We start from the raw sequence: 22,245 nt of genomic DNA, 5'->3' as shown, positions 1-22,245 counted from the left end.
AACATAGCAATATAATAGGGTATAAAATAAAAGGGCATAAAAAAGAGAATCTATTATGAGCAATCAGAAAAATAGCCAGAAAAACAGCTATCAGGGCTTTAATACATTATTGGTCACTATTGACAATCAAGTGGCAACTGTCACTCTAAACCGTCCTGATAAACGCAATGCTTTTAATGATGAAGTCATTGCTGAGTTACAGCAAGTCTTTAGTCAGTTGGGTACAGATACTCAAGTACGAGCCATTGTATTAACAGGGGCGGGCAAGGCATTTTGTGCAGGGGCAGATTTAAACTGGATGCGGGCGATGGCAGATTATGACCGTAGTGAGAACCTTGCTGATGCGGACAAACTGGCACAGATGCTTAGCACCATTTATCATTGCCCTAAGCCAACAGTGGCTGCCATTCAAGGTGATGTCTACGCAGGTGGTGTTGGACTGGTCGCAGTTTGTGATGTGGCAATCGCTGTGAAAACTGCCAGCTTTTGCTTAAGTGAAGTTCGATTGGGTTTAGTACCTGCGACCATTAGCCCCTATGTGGTACAGGCGATGGGTGTACGTGCTGCTAGACGTTACTTTTTGACCGCAGAAGTATTTGATGCCAAAGAAGCAAGGCGAATTGGTTTAATTCATGAGCGGGTCAGTGAAGAAGAGTTACAGGATGTGGTAGCCGATATTAGCCAAAGACTGTGTAAAGTAAGCCCCAATGCCCTCAGTGTGTGTAAAAAACTGCTCGATGATGTGGCTTATCAAGACATTGATGAGTCATTGATACAGTATACGGTAGAAGGCATTGCCGATATTCGTGCCTCTGATGAAGGTAAAGAGGGCGTACAGGCATTTTTGCAAAAGCGTAAGCCAAATTGGTTGGGATAGATATAGATAAGGCAAATTTATATATGAAATACTCAAAAAATGTTAGTTATTTGCTGATATCGTTAGCATTATTGGCAACTAGCCATGTAGTGCAAGCTGAGCCAACGCCATCTGAAAAACTACCCACCGAGGCGGTGACAAAAATTGAGCAGATTTTGACTCAATATTATGGCAATGATTATGATAATCAGCATCAATGTTTGCGATATACCTATAAATACACCACAGATTATGGCACTACTTATCAAGATAGATATTGCATGAAGATTGATAGCATCACCCAAAAAACAGTCAATGGTGAGCCTACTCTGTATATGATGGTATCAAGTGACATGGTCGAAGATGACGAGCAGCCTATAGGACATGTCAGTCAAGGATTGGATGGCTTATTTATATTAGGTCAACAGCCAACTAATGGTCAATGGCGCTTGTCTGCCAGTACCCCTTATATTCCCAATGGACAATGGGGCAAGTCACAAATGAGTATGAGTAATGGTGATGATGGCTTTAAGTTGGTGGCTGTGGGAGCCGATAAATTTGGCTGGGTTGGTGAGTTTTATGGCTCAGGAGCAGGTGGAGAAAGCAGCAGTCAATGGGTGATGTATGCACCGATTGGCAATAAAATTCAAGACGTTGCTGAATTGGAGCTTAGCCACAGTTATATGGGATATGAAGAGTGGACAGAAACGGAAGGTAACGTCAAAATATTAGATACAAGTAAAATGAGTAATGGTTTTTATCCATTACGAGTGAACTTAATTCATCAGGTGACCCCAGCCATTGAGGGTGAGCCAGTAGAGTCAAAAACGACGACAACCCGAGAAAGCTATTGGTTAACATTTGATGCACACAGTAATAAGTATGTACGTTAATACCTCGACTCAGTTATAAATTTAAGTAGAAATAAGTAGAAAGTTGTTTAAGTAGCCAAATAAGTCGCAATATATTTATTTAGCCAAAACAAGGTCTAGCCAAAACAAGGAAGGTTATGTTTTCAAAAATCTTAATTGCCAATCGTGGAGAAATTGCTTGCCGTGTGGCTGCCACAGCCAAACGCATGGGTATTCGAACCGTAGCGGTGTACTCAGATGCTGACCGTGATGCCAAGCACGTTAGTGTCTGTGATGAAGCCGTCTATTTGGGTGGCTCATCGCCCAAAGACAGCTATCTGCGTGGTGATGCCATTATTGAGATTGCCAAACAAACCAATGCCGAAGCCATTCACCCCGGCTATGGATTTTTAAGTGAAAATGATGCCTTTGCTCAAGCTTGTGAAGATGCAGGTATTGCTTTTATTGGGCCTCCAGCCTCGGCAATTACTGCGATGGGGCTAAAAGCTGAGTCCAAACGATTAATGGAACAAGCACAAGTACCGCTTATCCCCGGTTATCATGGAGATAATCAAGACCCCGAATTTTTGCATCAGCAAGCTGATCAAATTGGCTATCCTGTACTTATCAAAGCCAGTTCAGGCGGTGGTGGTAAAGGTATGCGACTCGTTGAGCGTAGTGAAGATTTTATTAGCTTGCTGGATTCGTGTCGCCGTGAAGCCATTACCAGTTTTGGTAATGACAATGTATTAATAGAAAAATATGCTCTCAAGCCTCGCCATATTGAAATTCAAGTCTTTGGTGACAAACATGGTAACTATGTGCATTTGTTTGAACGTGATTGCTCAGTACAGCGTCGCCACCAAAAGGTACTAGAAGAAGCCCCCGCCCCTGATGTTGATGAAGATATGCGTCAAGCAATGGGGCAAGCTGCCATTAATGCTGCCCAAGCCGTTAACTATGTCGGTGCAGGAACGGTAGAGTTTATCGTTGAGCAGCGTCAAGGTCAGATGAGCTTTTATTTTATGGAGATGAATACCCGCTTACAGGTGGAGCATCCCGTCACGGAAGCCATCACAGGTGTGGATTTGGTCGAATGGCAATTGCGAGTGGCAGCAGGTGAGCCACTGCCCAAGCGTCAAGATGAGCTAACAATTAACGGTCATGCCATCGAAGCGCGTATCTGTGCCGAAAACCCTGATAATCAATTTTTACCTGCCACAGGTACGCTATTTACTTATCAAAAGCCTGAACATCAAAGCTTTGCCATCGCTAATGTACGCATCGACGATGGTGTTGGTGAAGGTGATGTGATTAGCCCCTTTTATGATTCGATGATTGCCAAATTGATTGTGCATGCCCCCAGTCGTGAGCAAGCCCTAGCCAAACTTGACCAAGCCTTAGCTCAGACTCGTATTGTCGGACTGCCTAATAATGTGGCATTTTTGCGTCATATCTTGGCAACCGAGTCTTTTTCACAAGCCAACTTAGACACTGCACTGATTGAGCGAGAAAAACAGCATCTGTTCCATCAGCAACGGTTATCATTGCCGTTATTGGTGACAACTGCCATTAGCCAAAAACTTGCCAGCGAATGTAGCGGTCAAAGTACAGGACAAGCGACTGGACAAAGCAATGACCCATTTAGTAAACAGTCAGGCTGGCGAGCATATACCCCGTATCAACGCCATTTCCAATTGATTGTTGAGGATTATCAGAGCGATTCACAAGATGACCAAAATGCTCAAAGTAGCAATAAGGAATTAACATTAACCGCAACCCTTAGTAACTGGCAGCCTAAAGATAACACCACTGCTGATATTCAAAGTCAGAGTCAAAGTCAGGGACAATTTACCCTAACCATTTATCAAAATCAGGCGTTAGAAGGCGACGAGAAAGAGGAGAATCAGCAAAAAGCCAGTGAGCAAAAAGACAGCGAGCCACTATATACAGGGCAGATTGAGTATCAAAATCAAGATAAACATAGCCATATCTTATGGCTTGATGGCATACGCCAAAGCGTGCAAAGTTGGCAACACCCAAGTAGTGCAAATGCCTCTCATAATGGTGAAAATATCGCCGTATTTGCTGATAATGGTAGCGGACACATTATCCTAATCGACCCAAGAGCCAACACAGGCGAAGAAGCTCAAGCAGGCGGTAGCCTAAAATCACCCATGCCGGGGCAAGTGGTTGCCTTTAAAGTCGCTGTGGGGGATAGTGTCAAACAAGGTGAGCCATTAGCCGTTATCGAAGCGATGAAAATCGAACATACCATCACTGCCCCAAGCGATGGCGTGGTCGCAGAGCTATTATTTGCGGCAGGCGACCTTGTTGCCGATGGCGATGAGCTATTACGCCTGACCCCGATTGATGACTAAGTTGCCGACTAAGTTGCCAATTTTTAACCATCGCAAGGTATAAGGATATTGCTATGAGCATAGACTACCCCCAGCAAGTCACCATTATTGATGTGGGTGCAAGAGACGGCTTACAAAACGAAAAACAGCCCGTCCCCACAGAAGTCAAACTACAGCTTATTGATGGTTTGATTGATGCAGGTATCAAAAAACTCGAAGCTACCAGCTTTGTCTCGCCCAAATGGGTACCGCAAATGGCAGATAACAGCGACATCATGGCACACATTGCCCAAAACCGCCGTGACGATGTTTGCTACTCCGTACTCGTACCCAATATGCGCGGCTTTGACAATGCTGTCACCTATCGCCCCGATGAAGTGGTGATTTTTGCTTCAGCCAGTGAAGCCTTTAGCCAAAAAAACCTCAACTGTAGCATTGCTGAAAGCATTGAGCGTTTTGCTCCCGTTGCTGCCGCTGCCAAAGCCCAAGGCTTTAAAGTGCGAGGTGTTATCTCTTGTACGGTAGGTTGTCCTTATGAAGGTGAGGTTACCCCCAGTCAAGTTGCCTATGTTTGTAAACAACTGATTGACATTGGTGCAGAGCATTTGGGCATCGCTGATACCATTGGCGTTGGCACGCCCATCAAAGTACAAAACGCCCTAAAATCCGCCTTTGATTATATTGATGTTGCCAACGTCTCAGGGCATTTTCACGATACCTACGGGCAAGCCCTTGCCAACACCCTTGCCGCCTTACAGCTTGGTGTCAGTCAATTTGATACTTCAGTTGCAGGTTTGGGCGGGTGTCCCTATGCCAAAGGGGCAACGGGTAATGTCGCCACCGAAGACGTCGTCTATATGCTCCACGGCATGGGCATCAAAACAGGCATCGACCTTGACAAACTGGTCAGCGTTGGCGAGCGCATCAGTGAATTTTTAGGCAGAGACAATGGCTCACGAGTCGCCCGTGCCTTGATTAACAAACGTAAATAGAAATAAATAGTAGCCAATCCCGCTATCCGCTTGTATCTGCCGAGCCGATGGCGTGCGTACTAATGTGTCAGCGGGTGTTGCTGTTACCTCGACACCACCCCCTGCCACAGTCCGCATCGCCATCGTCTGCGTCAGGATACCGCTACTATCGGGGCTAAAAAGCCTTATAACAGCAACGCTCCGTATATTCCGTATATAACGATACATAGCTGTATATAACAACCAATCAACCATCCAACACAAGGAAATACTTATGAACTTAGGACTAGACTACCAACTTGGTGACGACATCAACGCCCTACGAGACAGCGTACGTAGCTTTGCAGACAGTGAAATTGCCCCACGAGCTGCCGAAATTGACAGCAGTGACCAGTTCCCAATGGACTTATGGCAAAAAATGGGTGAGCTTGGACTACATGGCATCACCGTACCTGAGCAATATGGCGGAGTTGATATGGGCTATGTTGCCCACATGGTCGCCATGGAAGAGATTAGCCGAGCCTCTGCCTCAGTTGCCTTAAGCTATGGTGCTCATTCCAACCTCTGCGTTAACCAAATCAAACGTAATGGCGATGAAGCCCAAAAGCAAAAGTTTTTGCCCAAACTGATTAGTGGTGAATTTATCGGTGCATTAGCGATGAGTGAGCCCGGTGCTGGCTCAGATGTGACCAGTATGAAGCTAAAAGCGACCCAAGCAGATGGTGGCTATGTATTAAACGGTACCAAAATGTGGATTACCAATGGTCCTGATGCGGACGTAATGGTCGTCTATGCTAAAACCAACCCTGAACTTGGGGCAAAAGGTATCACCGCCTTTTTGGTCGAAAAAGGCATGGAAGGCTTTGGTACTGCACAAAAACTCGACAAACTGGGTATGCGGGGCAGTCACACAGGCGAGATGACCTTTGAAAATGTCTTTGTTCCCGATGAAAATATCCTAGGTGGTCTAAACAATGGCGTTAAAGTATTGATGAGTGGCTTGGACTATGAGCGTGCGGTATTGGCGGCAGGTCCTGTGGGTATCATGCAGGCAGTGATGGATAACGTCATTCCATATATTCATGACCGTAAACAATTTGGGCAGTCCATCGGTGAGTTTCAGCTTATCCAAGGTAAAGTGGCGGATATGTATACCGTCTTGCAGGCAGGACGCAGCTATTTATACACTGTCGGTAAAAACCTTGACCAGCTTGGAGCAGGGCATAGCCGTCAAGTGCGTAAAGACTGTGCCAGTGTTATCTTGTGGTGTGCCGAAAAAGCCACTTGGATGGCAGGTGAGGGCATCCAAATCTTTGGTGGTAATGGCTATACTAACGAATATCCACTTGGTCGCCTATGGCGTGATGCTAAGCTGTATGAGATTGGTGCAGGTACAAGCGAAATCCGCCGTATGCTGATTGGGCGTGAGTTATTTAATGAGACGAAATAAATAGCAATAGATAGATTTTATCTTATATAAGTTAACACTAAAAAACCCGATTTTATGGTCGGGTTTTTTAGTGTTAGAAGTATAAAAGCCTGTATAGCAAAACCTTATGTTCCAATCATTCCCGTATCCCAAATCTTACTCGGATTCATGATATTTTTTGGGTCAAGGGCAGATTTGATTGCCTGCATCACAGCTAGAGCATTGCCATGCTCTTTGGGCATATATTTTTGCTTACCTTGCCCGATGCCATGCTCACCTGTGCAAGTACCGTCCATCGCAATGGCTCGTTCCGCCAAGCGTCCGATAATCTCTTCAGCCGTTTGTACTTCTTTAGGATTGTCATTATCAACCAGTAGTAGCACATGGAAGTTACCATCACCCACATGTCCAACGATAGGACCTATCATGCCAGCATCGGCAATATCTTTTGCGGTAGCACTGACACACTCAGCAAGGCGAGAGATTGGCACGCACGCATCGGTCGATAATGCTCGGGCATTGGGCTTTAAGGCACAGGCAGCGTGATAGGCATTATGGCGGGCTGTCCATAAGCGTTTGCGTTCTGCTTCATTGGTATCCCAATGAAAGTCTGTACCACCAAACTCTTCGATAATATCGGCAAATAGTTCGGCTTGCTCATTGACGCCATTTTCAGTGCCATGAAACTCCACAAATAAGGTCGGCGTTTCTTGCAACTCTAAATTAGCATATTGGTTACACGCCTTAATTTGCAAAGCGTCTAACAGCTCAATACGAGCAATCGGCAAACACATCTGAATGGTTGTCATCACTGCCCCACAAGCATCTTCAATACTGGGGAAGTGGCAAATACCGCTGCCTGTGGTTTCTGGAATACCAAACAGTTTTAAGGTGATTTCGGTGACAATACCCAGTGTACCCTCTGAGCCAATAAACAATCGGGTTAAGTCATAACCAGCGGCAGATTTTTTCGCACGCGTGCCAGTACGGATAATTTCACCATCTGCCATCACCACTTCTAGCGATAGTACCACATCTTTCATTGTGCCGTATCGCACTGCATTAGTACCAGAGGCACGAGTGGCGACCATACCACCGATACTGGCATTTGCACCGGGGTCGATGGGGAAAAATAGCCCTGTATCACGTAGGTAATGATTGAGCTGTTCCCGAGTGACACCGGGCTGAACGGTCACAGTTAAGTCTTCATTATTCACCTGCAAAATCTCATCCATCTGGTGCATGTCTATACATAAGCCACCATGCGGAGCATTTAAATGCCCCTCTAATGATGAGCCGATACCAAAGGCAATAACAGGCATGTCGTGTTCATGGCAGATTTTCACCGCTTCGCTCACTTCTTGTTTATTTTTAACAGTTAGGACAGCATCAGGTGGTTGATTGGGTAGCCATGTCATGGTATGTCCGTGTTGCTCTCGAACGGTCATATTGGTGCTAAGTTGATTGCCAAAGCGTTGTTTTAATAGCTCAATGGCTTGTTGTGAGGTGCGTTTTGGCTGGGCGGTTTGCGTGGATTCTTGAATCATAATAATAAGTCACCTTATTGATTAAATGCTGATTGTATATATCTTAATATTTTTCAATGGGATAGGTCAAAATGATACACTTTTTAATGTATGGTAAGGTATCATCATTTTATCCAGTCACATCAATCCTACCTGTAAATAAGGGCATGATGTTACCATCAGTGTTGAGTAACTGTAGACAGCCATGTCTATCAATGCCTTGAGCGCTACCTTGTTGTGTTTTGTTATCTTGGCTGACTTGAATTTGTCGCCCTGCTAAAACATCAGTTTGCGCAAATTTTGATAAAAATAAGTCAATGGCTTCAGGTGTTTTTTGTAGGTGGTCAAAGCGTTGCATAGCGTTAGTCAGTGCTTGTGCAATTTGAGTATAAAGCTCGGTCATCTCAATCATAGACTGGCTGCTATGACCATGATTTCTATTATCCTGATTCTGGCTGTTATCCTCTTTACTTGGTTTGCTTGGGTATAGATTTGCCAGTGCTGTGGCTTGATAGCTCATACCTTCTTGGGTTTTAGAGTTGAGTATGGGGGCGGTATGAATATTCATGCCAACGCCGATAACCACACCAAAAAGTTGACCAACTTGCCACACGGGTTCAATTAAAATGCCTGCCAGTTTATTAAATAAGTACAAGCCGTGTGCATCACTTGTGTGTTCATAAAAGCCAATATCGTTTGCCCATTTTACGCCTATTTTGGGCAGGTTCTTATGTTGACGAAGTTGATTGAGCTCGGTGATGACAGGCATTTGCACCAATTCACAACCAACAATCAGCGATAATAGACCAGTGATGGCAGAATGATATGGATAGTATAGGGAAAGATAGACATTGCCTTTTGGAGATTGCCAACTACGCTGGTGTTGCCCTCGTCCTGCACTTTGGGTGGATGCGGTCAATAGGTGGGGTAGGGTTGACTCTATTTGCTGTGTTTTAACACGTTGAATTAAAGTGCTATTGGTTGAGTCAATGGCTTCGACATGATAATGATTGAGACGGGTAAGCAATGAAGTCATGATAGTTAAATAATATGAGTTGGGTAAAAAGTAGTGACTCAAAGTTAGAGAAAACACTGCCAGTTAGATTTGAAAGTGGTTAGTGTTAAATATATTGAGCTGACTATAGGCAGTTGGGTGGTTTGGGTAATCCTGCAATACGATTAACATGACGGGCAACCAAACCTGTATTAAAAAGACGCTGTAACTCTTGATTGCTGATGTTGTCGTCAGGTAGGGTCTGCATTAAGTATTTGATTAGGGGACGCGTGGCAGGGGGATGATTAAACTCAGTAAAAAATTGGCGAACTTGTGCCAAGATACGATAATGTTTTTCAGTTAAGGTCACTTCTAAGGTATCGGCAAGCTGTTGGGCAACCTCGATTGTCCACTCATTGTGGTCACAAAGGTGTCCTTCACTATCTAGAGTCAGGTTTGTTGTAGCAGTAGTATTGTTGGATACAGATTCTGGGTTGGACTGAGTTTGAGACATGGCTTGAGACATACCTTTATGCTGGTTTTAAGGGTGACTATTGATTCTAGTAAATATACGATAAGACTCAGATGACAAAATTAAGACGACAAAACTAAGATGACAAGGTGATGACTTTATCCACTTGTAAAGTTAACTCAACCCAATCCTGATTATCTAATAGATGTATGCCTTTTTTTTCTAGCTCTAGCATGGAAACAGTGTTGTTATCGAGCTGTTCGACATCTTGTACCCGAACATAAAGGGCAGTGGTAGTATCAATATCAAAGTTAGACAGGCTCTCTTTCGTATCTATCTCATTTATTTTGATTTCATCAATATAAGCAATTATCCAGTCAATATAAGCGATACTATCACCTAATAACAGCAGTTTGTCACCATGACGCCATAAGGTGGCGAGTTGGTAGATATCATCTTGTAGTCGGTCAATTGTGCTATGAAACTGAAATAAAGTAGTCATATTGGTCTAATATTAGATGATGGTAAATGTGGAAGAAAATAGATAAAGGGTTAAAAGCTAAGTACTTGTGTGGCATTTTTTATTGGTGCGTCTGTCGGTACTAAACACACTTGCGAGGCAACGCCAGCAGGTAGCATACCAATTAGCCAACCACTGCTATTCTCTTGCGGAAGCCATGCAGGTGGTAAGTCATACAGCTCTAGTGATTTTATCATACCATGTAGGCGACTGCTGGGCTGGAGTAAAACACCAAAGACTGCGCTGTCTAAATATAGCTGAACTTCATGCCCAAAGGTTGCAAGGGTTAGTGCCAATGCACAGCCTTCATAGCAAGCCTGCTCTGTGGGTGTAGTGAGTCGAATAAGTAGCATACTGGCTGTATCCTTGAGTTAGCGCTCAGTTTTAAAACTGAATGACTTTTTGTGCATGGTGCATTTTATCGGCTAAGTCACCTAGTCCAACCAGCTGAAAGCCATCTGCCAGATTTTCCCCTTGTAGTTGATGTCGGCTGGCATTGTCTGTATCACAAACTCCCCGAGCCAGTGCGGTACTCACACAAACTGGTAATTCAATAGCAAATGTATGATGTAGTGCTTGCCATTGACTGGTGAGGTTCACTTGGTCGGCTGGTTGCCAACGTAAGCAGTTAGCAATCTGGGCAGATTCTGCATAAAAGAAAATATCTAGTTTGGGTAGTGGGCGGTTAGCTTGAGACTGCATCTGTAAATAAGTGCGTGCATAATCAATGGCTTGGATAGCAAGTGGGTGATTTGGGTGCTTGGTAATCAGCAGTAATATAGAGTCTTTTGCAGTAGGTTCAGCCATGATAATCAATCAGTTTTATAAAGGGTTATTTATTGTCTCTATTATGACAAAAAATAAGCCAAAAACCTAGATAAATGCTAAGTGCAAGCTAGATAACTGTCATCAAACTGCGATAAAACTGCCATCAAATTGTCAATCAGCATTGCTACAGTGAGGATGATAAAAATAAGAAAGGATAGGGTTATGAGGGCTTCACATACTTTTTTACAGTCATCTTCAGCTAGCTCAGCAACAGAGACACTGCATATTTTATTAGTCACAGAGACATGGCAACCAGATATAAACGGTGTTGCCATGAGTTTATATCAGATAGTGTGCCAACTGGTAAATATGGGACATCAAATCAGCTTACTACAACCCAGCTTTGAGGTAAAACGCATCAAAACATTGCAAGAAAAGTCAGCACAAACTTTACTTGCTGAGCAGTCACCTTTACGCCATCATGCATTTGTTAAAGGTGTTCCCATTCCTCGATATCCACAGTTAAAATTTGGTCTGCCCAGCTATCAAGTATTAAAAAATTATATAACAAAAATCCGCCCTGATGTGGTTCATATTGCGACAGAAGGTCCTTTGGGTTTGATTGCTTTGTGTGTGGCAAAAAAACTTAAGTTACCGGTCACGACAGGCTATCATACCCAGTTTCATGATTTTAGTCGCCACTTTGGTTTGGGTGTGGTGGCTCGTCCAATGATGGCATATTTTAAGTGGTTGCATAATTGGTCAGATGCAACCTGTGTCCCCAGTCAAAAAACAGAAAATGACCTGCATCAGCTAGGGTTTAAACGCTTAGTTCAGGTTGGGCGAGGTGTGGATACAAAGCAGTATCACCCTTGCCGACGCAGTCAAAAACTGCGTGACTCATGGAAGGTGCAACAACATCATAGTGTACTCTTAATGGTCAGTCGGCTGTCACCAGAAAAGGGCGTTGACTTGGTTATTCAAGCATTTAAATCATTACAGAGTATGCAGTTACACCGTGCGATGAAGCTAATTATTGTCGGGGATGGACCAGACCGTTCTCGTTTAGAAGCACTGGCGATACAAAGCAGTGATGACATTATATTTACAGGAATGAAGGTGGGAGAAGAGTTGGCAGAGCATTATGCCAGTGCCGATGCGTTTGTGTTTGCCAGTCAGGTAGAGACATTTGGTAATGTGGTGACCGAAGCGATGGCAAGTGGCTTGCCTGTCTTTGCCTTTGATGATGCCAGTGCAGGGTTGTTGGTTGATAGTCAGTGTGGTCAACTAGTACCACTTGGTAAATCACAGGCATTTATTGATATGGTGGCTGGATTGCCCAAAGCATGCCAGTTACAAAAGATGGGTAAGCAGGCTCGTTTAAAAGTTGCTTCTTATTCATGGCAACGCCCTGCAGAGCAAATGCAACATATGTTTATGTCGGTCATACATAATTTACCGATAAACTGCACTGAATCTCATCCAAAAGTTGATAGTATGCCATTGCCAGATTTATCTGCTACCAGTCTCAGTTTATCAATACCGTCATCTGCTCAATCTCATGTATATCTAGATGCTAAAAATCGAGAAATGATAAACAAAAAAGTAGTGAAGCCAGCAATTGCTCAAAAGGAGCGTGATACAGCATTGTCCACTTAAAAAGGTTTCATATAAAGCTGGTTTGTTGCTCTTTGATTATAAATATAATTTCTGCAAATTTAGGAGTCAGTTATGGTAAAAAAATGTCAGCTTAATATATGTCACCCACCATTACTGTCTGCTGATAGGCACTACTCCAAAAAGGAAAAAATACCTCCCATTGATACCACTCAAGCAGTATTTATTCCCAACTCCAACTGTCAGTTTGACCTAAAGAATATATGCAAACAAAGCCACAAACAAAACCTAAAAACTCAAAAAGACACACCGTCTCAACTACCCCAACTATCTCAGCCATTACAATATGACTTACCATATCTAGATATATCGGCAAATCCCATTGCCTTTTATATTAACCGTTACCCCGCTTTGCTGACATATGCCAATCAGATACTACACTGGGATACACGGTTATGTATTCGTATCAATCGTTATTCACATAATGGCAGAATTGCACAGTTTTTTAAGGTGATTAGTCGTCTGGGTGATGGGTGGTTTTGGTATGCCATGCTACTGGTAGTGGCTGTGACTTATGGTAAGTCTGCATTGATTCCACTTTTAACAACAGCACTGATTAGTTTAGTAGGACTCATTATTTATAAGTTGCTAAAACTCAAAACTGTGCGTCCTCGCCCTTATCAAGTGCATCAGGTTATTGTACTTGGTGAACGCCCACTAGATATGTTTAGCTTTCCTTCGGGACATACGTTGCAGGCAGTATTATTTACCACAATATTAGGCAGTTATTATCCACCGTTACTATGGGTTATGTTGCCATTTGTGCTATGTGTGGCACTGTCTCGTATGGTTTTAGGTTTGCATTATCCAACTGATGTTGTGGTGGGTGCGATGATTGGCTATCTACTGGCTAGCTGTGCGCCGTTATTAGCATCATTTTTGTTAAGTGTTTTGTAAACTTGATGTAAATAATGAGTTTTTATACTTGTATATAGTCTCTAATGCCTGATGGGTTAATAATAATCAAATAATCGTTATTCATGCAGACAGCTAGATATGATAGTCTGATAGATTCTATGCCTTATTCGACAGCCATATCAGGAGAGTATTATCATGTCTGTTTCCTCTGACCCTAGCCAGTCCACAGTTTTAGATGTATCAGCATCTATTGAGCCAAGCGAGCATCAAGTCGAGCAATTAAAAACTGCCAGTGAGTATGCGTATCAGATTTGGCAAAATAAGTCACAGTCTGTACAGCAGTTTTTACGCAGTTATCCGTTACACGCTACTTTAACCCGCCAGCAAATTGATGATTTAATTCAAGACTATACTTTGGATGATAATTTTGAAGTGGCTGATGAGGCAGGCGTGATTCAAGGGCTACGTCATTTGCGACAACTATTGATGACGCGTTGGATTTGGCAAGATGCCATAGGCATAATTTCATTAGAAAAATTGACTGAAGAGCTGTCAGACTTCGCTGATGGTTGTATTAGCTTTGCAAAAAAATATACCTATGAACATCTGATAGCACGTTATGGCAGACCCACGTTTATTGATGCCAACGGTAACCGCCAATATGATGACATGGCAATTATGGCGATGGGAAAACTTGGAGCGCAGGAGTTAAACTTATCCAGTGATATTGATTTGATTTTTGTACATCAGGCACGTGGTGAGACAGATGGCTGTCGTGAGCAAGGAACGAAAAGCATTGATAATAAACGCTTTATGACTCGGCTGGGGCAGGGGATTATTAAGCTACTGGATACCAATACGGCAGATGGCTTTGTGTTTCGAGTCGACATGCGTCTAAGACCGTGGGGTGATGGTAGTGATTTGGCAATTCATTTGTCTGCTTTGGAAAAGTATTTTACCAATCATGGGCGGGCATGGGAGCGCTTTGCTTGGTTAAAAGCACGTATTGTTAATCCAGTGTCAGATGAGTTTGCGCATCAGCTTAATGCACTGATTAAGCCTTTTGTGTTTCGTTATTATGTGGATTATAGCGCTTTTTCTGCTTTGCGAGAGATGAAGTCCTTGATTCAAAACCAAGTGGCACAACGTGAAGATTTGGATAATGTCAAACTAGGGGCTGGAGGCATACGTGATATTGAGTTTATCGTACAGGCGTTCCAGTTGATTTATGGTGGGCGCCATAGTCAGCTTGAGGTTAAGGCTTGTCTACAAGCAATGCAAGCCTTGCATGAGTTTGACTTTTTGGATGATGAAACTTATGCCAACCTTCAGTCTGCCTATCGTTTTTTGCGTCGGGTTGAGCATGGTATTCAGGCGATACGAGACCAGCAGACCCAAAAGCTACCAACAGACCCACAGTGGCAACATAATTTAGCGGTTACATTAGGCTTTGATGATTATGCTCAGTTTATGAGTGTCTTAAATCAACATCGTCAAAATGTCCATGTTCCCTTTGACCGTATGGTAACTGAGCGTCAAAGTGCTTCTCAAAATCTTGCCCAGACAGATGAAAATCAACTGGCAATGCTTGAAGAGATTTTAACAGAAGAGAATAAAGTCAAATTACAACAGTTTTGGGATAGTAAACTGGTCGCAGGGCTGTCAGAAGAGGCAAAAACACGGCTGGATGATGCGTATCCTGCTTTGGTATATGCTTTGATTGAGCATGAGCGTGAGCTGGGTATGGCAAATGTGGCACTACCACGATTGCTAACTTTGCTTGAAGCGATTTGTCGCCGTTCTATTTATTTGGTGATGTTGACCGAAAACCCCAATGCCACGGTAAATCTGATTCCTATGCTGTCGGTGAGTCCGTGGATTGCAGGAGAACTGGCACGTTATCCTGTATTGTTGGATTCTTTTTTACAACAACGGTATCGCCATTTACCCGATAAAGATGAGCTAAGAGACATCTTACGTCAGCGTCTACTACGTGTAGAGCCAGATGATGAAGAAGACCTGCTTAGTGTGTTGCGCTTATTTAAAAATAATCAGGTATTGGCTGTGGCAGCCAGTGATGTACTTGCCGAGCGTCCAATTATGAAAGTGTCCGACTCGTTAACTTATATTGCCGAGGTGGTGTTAGAAAAAGCGCTTGAGCGAGCGTTTGCCGAATTGGTGAAGCGACATGGTTATCCAATTGGTATCACAGGTGCGCCAGTGACAGAGGCAAATAGCGGGTTTGCCATTATTGGCTATGGTAAGTTGGGCGGATTAGAGTTGAGCTATTCTTCAGACTTAGATTTGGTATTTATTCATCAGATTAAAGAGCAGGAGATGACGACAGGTGAAAAATCCGTTAGTGGTATGAAGTTTGCCGCCCGTTTGGCACAAAAGCTGATGAACTATCTTAATACACAAACACGAGATGGACGTGCTTATGAGATTGATATGCGTCTACGTCCCTCTGGTAATGCAGGCATGATGGTCGTCTCTAGCAAGTCTTTTGAGCATTATCAGCGTGAAAAAGCGTGGGCATGGGAGCATCAGGCGCTTGTACGTGCAAGGGCGATTTGTGGTGACAAAAACGTCATGACTAAGTTTCGTGAAATCCGTCACTCTGTTTTGACCATGCCTCGTCCTTTAGAGCAAGTGCGTGTCGAAGTCGCCAGTATGCGTATTAAAATGCAAAATCATCTGGGTAGTGACAAATCAACACAGCAGGCAGGCATGTTTAACTTAAAGCAAGATGCAGGCGGTATCATTGATATTGAGTTTTTGGCACAGTTTGCTGTATTGGCGTATGCGCATGAGTATCCAAGTTTGACTCGATGGACAGATAATGTGCGTATCTTTGAGATGTTGGCAGAGTTGGGCATTTGGTCTGAGCAGACTTGCCAACAGCTAACAGATGCTTATTTACGGATTCGAGCAGCTACGCATCAGCTTGCTTTAGCCAAAGAAACACTACTGGTTGAAGAGGTGCATTGGCGTGAGACTCGCCAGTTTGTGCAAGCACAATGGCAACACTTTATCGGGGCTGAGTGTGTAGAGCAAAAGGCTGTGGTGCAAACTGATAAAGTAGATGATATGTAGTAGAAATATAAAAACATTTATTTCATACTGAGCAGGGTGCTATAATCGCTGATTGTGGTGCAACTTTAAGAGCCTATATTCAATAACATAACTACTTTTTTAGATAAGTTTTAGGGTCTGTTGAACATTCATCTTCATAGGAAAAATTGATATAAATTTGACTTAGTCAAGGAAATGAACGCAGGTAATATCGGGATATTAACCAGTTCATTAACACAGAATAAGGCAAATTTAGCCAATTTTGATATGAAAGTAAAAGTAGCTGTATCCCCTGTAGATATTAGCCTAACAGGGTGAAAATTCAACAGACCCTAGGTACAGCCCATCATCATAGATGGTGAATATAAGCTCTCAGTTCCAGCTTCTAAATAAAGTATGGTCAAATCAAAAAACAAACCCTAGTATAGGGATAAACTCTCTAGGTTGATTGTCTCAAATTGACCACAACAAACATTTTCACAAACTCGAATGATACATTCGAAGATTTAAAATAATGAGGATTATTCTATGAATATGGCAACAAATGAGGGAAAACTTTGGTTTAACGGTGAAATGATAGAGCAACCTGATGCCTACGTGCATGTATTAACTCATAGCTTGCATTATGGTATGGCAGTATTTGAGGGTGTACGTGCTTATCAGACAGATGATGGTCGTACTGCGATTTTCCGTTTAAATGAGCATACTGAGCGTTTACTTGGCTCAGCAAAAATCTTTCAGTTAAAAGTACCTTTTGACCAAGCTGCCCTAGAGCAAGCACAAAAAGACGTTGTTAAACAAAACGGCTTGGCAGAAGCATATATTCGTCCTTTAATTTGGGTCGGTGCAGAGAGTCTTGGTCTATCTTCACGTAACAACAGCATTAATGCGATGGTGGCTGCGTGGAAATGGGGCGCTTATCTGGGTGAAGAAGGTATCAAAAATGGTATCCGAGTTAAAACTTCATCATATACGCACCATTTGCCAAACGTCACCATGTGTAAAGCCAAAGCATCAAGCAACTATCCTGTCTCTATCATGGCAAACCAAGAAGTGACTCGTCAGGGTTATGACGAAGCCATCTTAATGGATCCACAAGGCTATGTGTGCCAAGGCTCAGGCGAAAACTTATTCTTAGTGAAGCGTGGTGAGTTGCACACTCCAGATTTGGCGGGTGGTGCATTAGATGGTATTACTCGTCGTACTATCATTGAGTTTGCTAATGATTTAGGTATCAAAGTAGTTGAGCGTCGTATTACTCGTGATGAGTTCTACCTTGCCGATGAAATCTTTATGACAGGTACTGCTGCTGAAGTGACCCCCATCCGTGAGTATGATGACCGCGTAATTGGTAATGGTGGTCGCGGTGAGCTGACCGAACAGCTACAAAGTTTATACTTTGATGTGGTACATGGTCGTAATGAGAAGTACAAAGACTGGTTAAGCTTTATTGATGAGTAATCTTATTGTAAGTGCTTGATATAGTATAAAAGAACCGACCTTATTTGGTCGGTTTTTTATATGAGCTGATATCAGAAATTACACTGTAACAGTTATTAAATTCGCTGACTATAGTCGTTCTTTGACGATAACTGCTGATATATTTAAGCAGACCACCGGCTCAGTGCCACCTGATGATGAGTACAGAGTTGAGCAAAGTCGTCACTCATCAACCACTGATATTCACATTCTCGGGCAGGTTTGATTTCATCTTCCCATGGTGTAATAGTAGGGTTGCCACTACCCACTGGTAGGGCAGGGTGGCACATGATTAGGGTGGTATGTGCTAGATGATTGGTCGTGCTATGAGTGGAGGTTATCTTTGGGCTGTGTTGTAACCAGTCGTCCCAAAGCGTTGCCAGTTTCTCAATGGAAGCATTAAAATCATATACCCCACCAAATACATCATTATAAGCAATATGGTTTTGTTGGCACAGTTGGCGCCATGCATATCCACCCAGTAGATAAATAATCCATGACTTTATGTCATAACGGAGAGGCGTTGTGACTCGGGCAGCGATATTGCCCTGTCCATAACGTGACACTAGAATGTCGGTTAAGCAGTTACGAATAACCGGTAATTGGTGGATATGCTGATGTCCATCAATAAAGACAGGGGCATGACCAAAGGTGTCTTCAAACTCGTCTAGTTGCTGGTTAATCACTTGTTGTGCTTGTTTTTTATCAATCTGTCGTAAATAGCTTTTGATGATTAACTGTTTGAGTGGATGGGTCAAGGTAGACTTAAAAATACCTGTTAAATCAAAATGTAAGCCAATATCAATGGGCAATGCTAACAGTGTTTGTAATTCATCTGCACTCAGATGTCCTCCAGTCATATAACTGGTGGCGCTGATGCGTTGATTCTTAGCAAGATGAATCACAGCTTGATTTACCGCAGGAGATAATCCCAAATCATCCACATTAATAATCACGTGGCGTTTGTTGTGATTAGTACGATTATTACTGTCATCTACTTGCTGAGGTGCGTTGGATATATGCGGTGCAGAAGTCATTAGCGAAATGCCCATAATTTGCCTAATAAAAAAGTCATTATTGTCACGATGGCAGTGACTAAAAACCAAATGACAATATAATATGATTGCCCCAGCCATGCTAAGCCAAGAACAAATAACGCTTGATTCAATGCAAATCCAGCAACCGAGCTGGCAAACCATTTACCTAGTTTATGGAGTGCAGAAGCTGGCTGTGTGCCAGAAGTGGCTTTTACTGTAGAATCGTGACGAAAAGTCAGGTAAAAATGACCCGAAAAGCTGACTAAAAATGCTAATAAAAATGCCCCCACATTTGCCCATGCAGGAGGGATATGCCAGATATTAACCAGCATCACCAATATTAAAAAATGTACCAAAGCTGCCATAGCGCCAACAATGGTAAACCAAAATGCTTGCTGTGAAAGTTTTTGGCTCATTGTATGGTTAGCATGGTTGGTGTTATGGGATGACTTATCATTTAAAGCATTATTCATGGTGTTGTTGCCTTTGAGGCATCCATTATTTTACGGGGTGTATCTGTTGAGTTTGTTTCACTGGCTATGTCATTTTGTTTATGCTCAGATGCTTGATGACTACTGATATTTTCTGCAATTAAATATAAAGGGCGTTGTTTGACTTCTTCATACAGACGTCCTATATATTCACCAATCACACCGATACAAATCAGCTGTATTCCCGCTGAAAACATAATCCCAGCCGCAACGGTTGCCCAGCCAGCAACATCATTGCCAAATAATAGGGTTTCTAAAACGATATACATACCATATAAAATGGCTAATAATGATACGACAAAGCCCATACGTGAAATTAGACGTAGTGGCTTTTGCGAAAATGAGGTGATACCAACCAGTGCTAGCTCAAATAGGCTGGCATAGTTAAACTTACTTTCACCTGCCTCTCGCATTTCAGCAGTAAATGGTAAATAGACAGTGTGAAATCCGACCCAAGCATATAACCCTTTCATAAAACGCTGTCGTTCAGGCAATGAAAGTAGTGCTTGCAATACTTTTTGATTCATTAAGCGAAAATCCCCTGCGTTGGGGCGAATCTCATAACGGCGAGTATCTTGGATAAAGTGGTAAAAGCCACTTTTTAACGTTTTTGCTAACTTGCTTTCATGTGGGCGGTTTGCCTGAATGCCTGCCACCATATCAATTTGTGGCTGTTGCTCCATCATGGTCAGCATTTGCTGCAGGACACTGAGTGGATGCTGACCATCAGCGTCTAGCATGGCGATATATTGTCCGTTGGCATGAGCCAGCCCAGCACTTAGCGCCGACTCTTTGCCAAAGTTACGTGACAGACTGATAAGCTGTAGCTGGATGGATGCTGGACAACTGGACATCATTTGTTTGACCACGTCTGTTGTGGTATCACGACTGCCATCATCAATCACCAGTACTTGCTGTTGCCCTTGTAAGGTGGTGGCAAAGTCTAGCACTTGTGGCAAAAAGTGTGTCAATGCATCAGCATCATTATACGTAGGTAGAATAATAGATAGATAAATCGGCTGGATACTCATAAGGCAGTCACACAATCAAAAAGGGGCTGATAATTTATACGGTCTGTAGGCTTTACTTGATTGGGATACTTTACTACATCCAATACATCATCGCTATGTCTCTCTAAACTGGATTTTATAAATTAAGTATTGAGAAGTTTAATATGGGTAGATTTAAGGTAAAGACTGGCTACATCTCTTTGGTATATATGCCTGCCAATGAACAATCAAGGGTTTGGCATCTGTTTTACCCATCCAGCTAATTTGCCACTGTCCTTGATAGACTTTAAAGTCTGAAGAGTGTTGAGCATTGATATCATCTAATAAAGGTAGGGATACCTTATCATCTGCCAGCCACATGACTAGGGTACCGTGTTGTCGCAGGCGTTCAGTAGACATCCATGGAGAATGGCTGGCTGACCCAGAAATCATCTGTGATGGCATTGAATCTGGCTGATTCATTGCGACCAGAGCAGAGAGCCATCGGTCACCAGAGACGCTATCTAACGGACAACTACTAACAGAACTCCAAGTTTGCTCTGCTTTTTTGGCAAGAGCTTGCTCAGACCAGTCCATACGAGAAGGCTTATCACGCAGTTGATGACCATAGCCGATATAAGCCATCATTAAAATAGTGACCATACTTAGCCATATCATCACCATTTTACTCACTCTTTGCAGAACTTTTGAGCTGGGTATTAGCCACGATGCGACTAAAATACCAGATAGCCCCCACATTGGCATGCCCCACATATCTCGCAAGCCGATGCCTAATAACAAATTTAGCGCAATCAAAACCATTAATGGTGCAAGCCATAAATAATACAATAGCTGTTGAGACTGATTATATTGCTGTTTATAGGTGCTTCTACTTAGCAAATGCTGTCTATTTAGTAGAAGTATGACTAATAATGGCAGATGAGCCAATATTTGCGTTAAGCTAAAACCAATAAATTTAAAGTGACTGCTGATAGCACTGGCAGAAGCGGTTGCCTCATGAGTACGCCCTTGTGCATAGGTGAGTGGTAGCCAGTCATGTTGCATTAACCAATAAAAATGAGGCGAAAAAATTGCGAGCATAACCAGTGCAGACAGCCACGGATAAGGGCTTTTTAGTAAGTGCCATTGTTTTGGGTAAAGCAGATATAACGCCATGGGAAGTAATAAAAAAATCACACTGTATTTGGTGAGCATACCAATGCCACCAATTACACCCACCCATAGCCAGTCAGATAAACGCTGGCGGGTGACGGCATTAAAAAAACACAAACATAAGCCCACCCAAATCGGAAACTGAGCGACATTATGGTTAAACTCTAGGCTAGGATAGCCATAGTACAATATCAATAGGGTAAATAAAACTGCCAGATAAGCTGTTGTTTTTGACCATAACTTGGTTGTCAGAGCGTAAACCAGCACCAGTGTCAGTATGACAGTTAACTGACTAAGTAGATATACCCCTAGATGTCCAAACAATGCATAAAACGAATACAAAACCCATGACGAAAGTGGAGGATGCTTATAATATCCCCACTGCCACTCACTGCCCCAATTTACGCCCTCACTGACATCTAGTGGCACACTGCTGGCAAGTAAGGTTGGAGCAACTACCCAGATGGTGAAGTAAATGCTTAAGAAAAATAGAAAATAATGCCAAGGTTTACGAGAGTGCATACTACTTCGTTTAGTCGATTGTTGACCAGATATCATAATACATAAGCCTTACTAGTAGACTTTAACGGAGTTGAATTATTAGCTATTTCTGAAACTATTTGTATATTAATCTAAGTGTAGTTTGGTTGTAGCTATAGTCGGCTCAATACAAAACTGTTACATCGTCAAACTCGCTCTCAGTACTACTTGTACACCTT

The 22,245-nt window shown here is 42.8% G+C and carries 20 protein-coding genes; 9 read left to right on the top strand and 11 right to left on the bottom strand.

The features are described from left to right. Positions 1–55 precede the first annotated feature (55 nt). The 4 genes from FHK88_RS10150 to FHK88_RS10135 all read left to right on the top strand — a co-directional run bounded on the left by FHK88_RS10150 (position 56) and on the right by FHK88_RS10135 (position 5,059). Positions 56–877 carry an enoyl-CoA hydratase/isomerase family protein gene (locus tag FHK88_RS10150; protein WP_227430634.1) on the top strand — a complete coding sequence of 274 codons (822 nt, stop codon included), beginning with the start codon at positions 56–58 and terminating at the stop codon, positions 875–877. 23 nt (positions 878–900) lie between these two features. After that, positions 901–1,749 (top strand): hypothetical protein, encoded by an 849-nt coding sequence (locus tag FHK88_RS10145; protein ID WP_227430633.1) that lies wholly within the window; start codon positions 901–903, stop codon positions 1,747–1,749. 116 nt (positions 1,750–1,865) lie between these two features. Beyond that, positions 1,866–4,088 (top strand): acetyl/propionyl/methylcrotonyl-CoA carboxylase subunit alpha, encoded by a 2,223-nt coding sequence (locus FHK88_RS10140; protein ID WP_227430632.1) that lies wholly within the window; start codon positions 1,866–1,868, stop codon positions 4,086–4,088. A 53-nt stretch (positions 4,089–4,141) separates the two neighbouring features. After that, entirely contained in the window at positions 4,142–5,059 is a 918-nt protein-coding gene (locus FHK88_RS10135) for a hydroxymethylglutaryl-CoA lyase (protein ID WP_264480660.1), read from the top strand. Here the strand turns inward: FHK88_RS10135 and FHK88_RS10130 are convergent. Then, a complete protein-coding gene (locus FHK88_RS10130; RefSeq protein WP_227430631.1) occupies positions 5,021–5,182 on the bottom strand; it encodes a hypothetical protein in 162 nt (53 codons plus the stop codon). The two genes, FHK88_RS10135 and FHK88_RS10130, sit on opposite strands and share 39 nt — an antisense overlap. 130 nt (positions 5,183–5,312) lie before the next feature. On the opposite strand from FHK88_RS10130, the gene FHK88_RS10125 reads away from it, so the two are divergent. Next, positions 5,313–6,488 carry an isovaleryl-CoA dehydrogenase gene (locus FHK88_RS10125; RefSeq protein WP_227430630.1) on the top strand — a complete coding sequence of 392 codons (1,176 nt, stop codon included), beginning with the start codon at positions 5,313–5,315 and terminating at the stop codon, positions 6,486–6,488. Between the two features lie 104 nt (positions 6,489–6,592). Here the strand turns inward: FHK88_RS10125 and FHK88_RS10120 are convergent, their stop codons facing one another. The 6 genes from FHK88_RS10120 to tusD form a co-directional block, all read right to left on the bottom strand. After that, positions 6,593–8,014, bottom strand: coding sequence for an FAD-binding oxidoreductase (locus tag FHK88_RS10120; protein ID WP_227430629.1), 1,422 nt, complete (start codon positions 8,012–8,014; stop codon positions 6,593–6,595). 109 nt (positions 8,015–8,123) lie between these two features. Further along, positions 8,124–9,029 carry a biotin--[acetyl-CoA-carboxylase] ligase gene (locus tag FHK88_RS10115; RefSeq protein WP_227430628.1) on the bottom strand — a complete coding sequence of 302 codons (906 nt, stop codon included), beginning with the start codon at positions 9,027–9,029 and terminating at the stop codon, positions 8,124–8,126. A gap of 103 nt (positions 9,030–9,132) precedes the next feature. Then, on the bottom strand, positions 9,133–9,501 hold the full coding sequence (locus tag FHK88_RS10110) for a TusE/DsrC/DsvC family sulfur relay protein (RefSeq protein ID WP_227430858.1): 369 nt from the start codon (positions 9,499–9,501) through the stop codon (positions 9,133–9,135). Between the two features lie 94 nt (positions 9,502–9,595). Then, positions 9,596–9,961 carry a hypothetical protein gene (locus FHK88_RS10105; RefSeq protein WP_227430627.1) on the bottom strand — a complete coding sequence of 122 codons (366 nt, stop codon included), beginning with the start codon at positions 9,959–9,961 and terminating at the stop codon, positions 9,596–9,598. A gap of 50 nt (positions 9,962–10,011) precedes the next feature. Next, complete coding sequence (locus tag FHK88_RS10100; RefSeq protein WP_227430626.1) at positions 10,012–10,332, bottom strand: hypothetical protein; 321 nt, start codon at positions 10,330–10,332, stop codon at positions 10,012–10,014. A gap of 31 nt (positions 10,333–10,363) precedes the next feature. Next, the gene (tusD, locus tag FHK88_RS10095; protein ID WP_227430625.1) at positions 10,364–10,786 is read right to left on the bottom strand and encodes a sulfurtransferase complex subunit TusD; all 423 of its coding nucleotides are present in this window, start codon (positions 10,784–10,786) and stop codon (positions 10,364–10,366) included. Between the two features lie 183 nt (positions 10,787–10,969). On the opposite strand from tusD, the gene FHK88_RS10090 reads away from it, so the two are divergent. The 4 genes from FHK88_RS10090 to FHK88_RS10075 all read left to right on the top strand — a co-directional run bounded on the left by FHK88_RS10090 (position 10,970) and on the right by FHK88_RS10075 (position 17,818). Beyond that, positions 10,970–12,406 carry a glycosyltransferase family 4 protein gene (locus FHK88_RS10090; protein WP_227430624.1) on the top strand — a complete coding sequence of 479 codons (1,437 nt, stop codon included), beginning with the start codon at positions 10,970–10,972 and terminating at the stop codon, positions 12,404–12,406. 369 nt (positions 12,407–12,775) lie between these two features. Next, positions 12,776–13,321, top strand: coding sequence for a phosphatase PAP2 family protein (locus FHK88_RS10085; protein ID WP_227430857.1), 546 nt, complete (start codon positions 12,776–12,778; stop codon positions 13,319–13,321). A gap of 156 nt (positions 13,322–13,477) precedes the next feature. Then, positions 13,478–16,378 carry a bifunctional [glutamate--ammonia ligase]-adenylyl-L-tyrosine phosphorylase/[glutamate--ammonia-ligase] adenylyltransferase gene (glnE, locus tag FHK88_RS10080; protein WP_227430623.1) on the top strand — a complete coding sequence of 967 codons (2,901 nt, stop codon included), beginning with the start codon at positions 13,478–13,480 and terminating at the stop codon, positions 16,376–16,378. A 507-nt stretch (positions 16,379–16,885) separates the two neighbouring features. Beyond that, positions 16,886–17,818, top strand: a complete 933-nt coding sequence (locus tag FHK88_RS10075; RefSeq protein ID WP_227430622.1) for a branched-chain amino acid transaminase — start codon at positions 16,886–16,888, stop codon at positions 17,816–17,818. A 143-nt stretch (positions 17,819–17,961) separates the two neighbouring features. Here the strand turns inward: FHK88_RS10075 and FHK88_RS10070 are convergent, their stop codons facing one another. The 4 genes from FHK88_RS10070 to FHK88_RS10055 form a co-directional block, all read right to left on the bottom strand. Next, entirely contained in the window at positions 17,962–18,888 is a 927-nt protein-coding gene (locus FHK88_RS10070) for a ChbG/HpnK family deacetylase (protein WP_227430621.1), read from the bottom strand. Beyond that, on the bottom strand, positions 18,873–19,346 hold the full coding sequence (locus tag FHK88_RS10065) for a GtrA family protein (protein ID WP_227430620.1): 474 nt from the start codon (positions 19,344–19,346) through the stop codon (positions 18,873–18,875). Before FHK88_RS10065 ends, FHK88_RS10070 begins: the two co-directional genes overlap by 16 nt. Further along, the gene (locus FHK88_RS10060; protein ID WP_227430619.1) at positions 19,343–20,395 is read right to left on the bottom strand and encodes a glycosyltransferase family 2 protein; all 1,053 of its coding nucleotides are present in this window, start codon (positions 20,393–20,395) and stop codon (positions 19,343–19,345) included. The genes FHK88_RS10065 and FHK88_RS10060 overlap by 4 nt, the downstream gene beginning before the upstream one ends. A gap of 153 nt (positions 20,396–20,548) precedes the next feature. Then, positions 20,549–22,084: a glycosyltransferase family 39 protein gene (locus FHK88_RS10055; RefSeq protein ID WP_227430618.1), complete on the bottom strand. Its 1,536-nt coding sequence runs from the start codon at positions 22,082–22,084 to the stop codon at positions 20,549–20,551. Positions 22,085–22,245 lie beyond the last annotated feature (161 nt).

The organism is Psychrobacter sp. I-STPA6b (assembly GCF_020662265.1).
In the GTDB taxonomy this organism is placed as follows: Bacteria; Pseudomonadota; Gammaproteobacteria; order Pseudomonadales; family Moraxellaceae; genus Psychrobacter.
This window is presented reverse-complemented; position numbering and strand designations above follow the sequence as displayed.

What these genes read in the sequence shown, in the direction of transcription:
- glnE (WP_227430623.1), top strand. Translation starts at nt 13,478, where the DNA reads ATGTCTGTTTCCTCTGACCCTAGCCAGTCCACAGTTTTAGATGTATCA.
- FHK88_RS10120 (WP_227430629.1), bottom strand. Translation starts at nt 8,014, where the DNA reads ATGATTCAAGAATCCACGCAAACCGCCCAGCCAAAACGCACCTCACAA.
- FHK88_RS10055 (WP_227430618.1), bottom strand. Translation starts at nt 22,084, where the DNA reads ATGATATCTGGTCAACAATCGACTAAACGAAGTAGTATGCACTCTCGT.
- FHK88_RS10125 (WP_227430630.1), top strand. Translation starts at nt 5,313, where the DNA reads ATGAACTTAGGACTAGACTACCAACTTGGTGACGACATCAACGCCCTA.
- FHK88_RS10145 (WP_227430633.1), top strand. Translation starts at nt 901, where the DNA reads ATGAAATACTCAAAAAATGTTAGTTATTTGCTGATATCGTTAGCATTA.
- FHK88_RS10115 (WP_227430628.1), bottom strand. Translation starts at nt 9,029, where the DNA reads ATGACTTCATTGCTTACCCGTCTCAATCATTATCATGTCGAAGCCATT.
- FHK88_RS10135 (WP_264480660.1), top strand. Translation starts at nt 4,142, where the DNA reads ATGAGCATAGACTACCCCCAGCAAGTCACCATTATTGATGTGGGTGCA.
- FHK88_RS10060 (WP_227430619.1), bottom strand. Translation starts at nt 20,395, where the DNA reads ATGAGTATCCAGCCGATTTATCTATCTATTATTCTACCTACGTATAAT.
- tusD (WP_227430625.1), bottom strand. Translation starts at nt 10,786, where the DNA reads ATGGCTGAACCTACTGCAAAAGACTCTATATTACTGCTGATTACCAAG.
- FHK88_RS10090 (WP_227430624.1), top strand. Translation starts at nt 10,970, where the DNA reads ATGAGGGCTTCACATACTTTTTTACAGTCATCTTCAGCTAGCTCAGCA.
- FHK88_RS10150 (WP_227430634.1), top strand. Translation starts at nt 56, where the DNA reads ATGAGCAATCAGAAAAATAGCCAGAAAAACAGCTATCAGGGCTTTAAT.
- FHK88_RS10065 (WP_227430620.1), bottom strand. Translation starts at nt 19,346, where the DNA reads ATGAATAATGCTTTAAATGATAAGTCATCCCATAACACCAACCATGCT.
- FHK88_RS10105 (WP_227430627.1), bottom strand. Translation starts at nt 9,961, where the DNA reads ATGACTACTTTATTTCAGTTTCATAGCACAATTGACCGACTACAAGAT.
- FHK88_RS10100 (WP_227430626.1), bottom strand. Translation starts at nt 10,332, where the DNA reads ATGCTACTTATTCGACTCACTACACCCACAGAGCAGGCTTGCTATGAA.
- FHK88_RS10070 (WP_227430621.1), bottom strand. Translation starts at nt 18,888, where the DNA reads ATGGGCATTTCGCTAATGACTTCTGCACCGCATATATCCAACGCACCT.
- FHK88_RS10110 (WP_227430858.1), bottom strand. Translation starts at nt 9,501, where the DNA reads ATGTCTCAAACTCAGTCCAACCCAGAATCTGTATCCAACAATACTACT.
- FHK88_RS10130 (WP_227430631.1), bottom strand. Translation starts at nt 5,182, where the DNA reads ATGGCGATGCGGACTGTGGCAGGGGGTGGTGTCGAGGTAACAGCAACA.
- FHK88_RS10140 (WP_227430632.1), top strand. Translation starts at nt 1,866, where the DNA reads ATGTTTTCAAAAATCTTAATTGCCAATCGTGGAGAAATTGCTTGCCGT.
- FHK88_RS10075 (WP_227430622.1), top strand. Translation starts at nt 16,886, where the DNA reads ATGAATATGGCAACAAATGAGGGAAAACTTTGGTTTAACGGTGAAATG.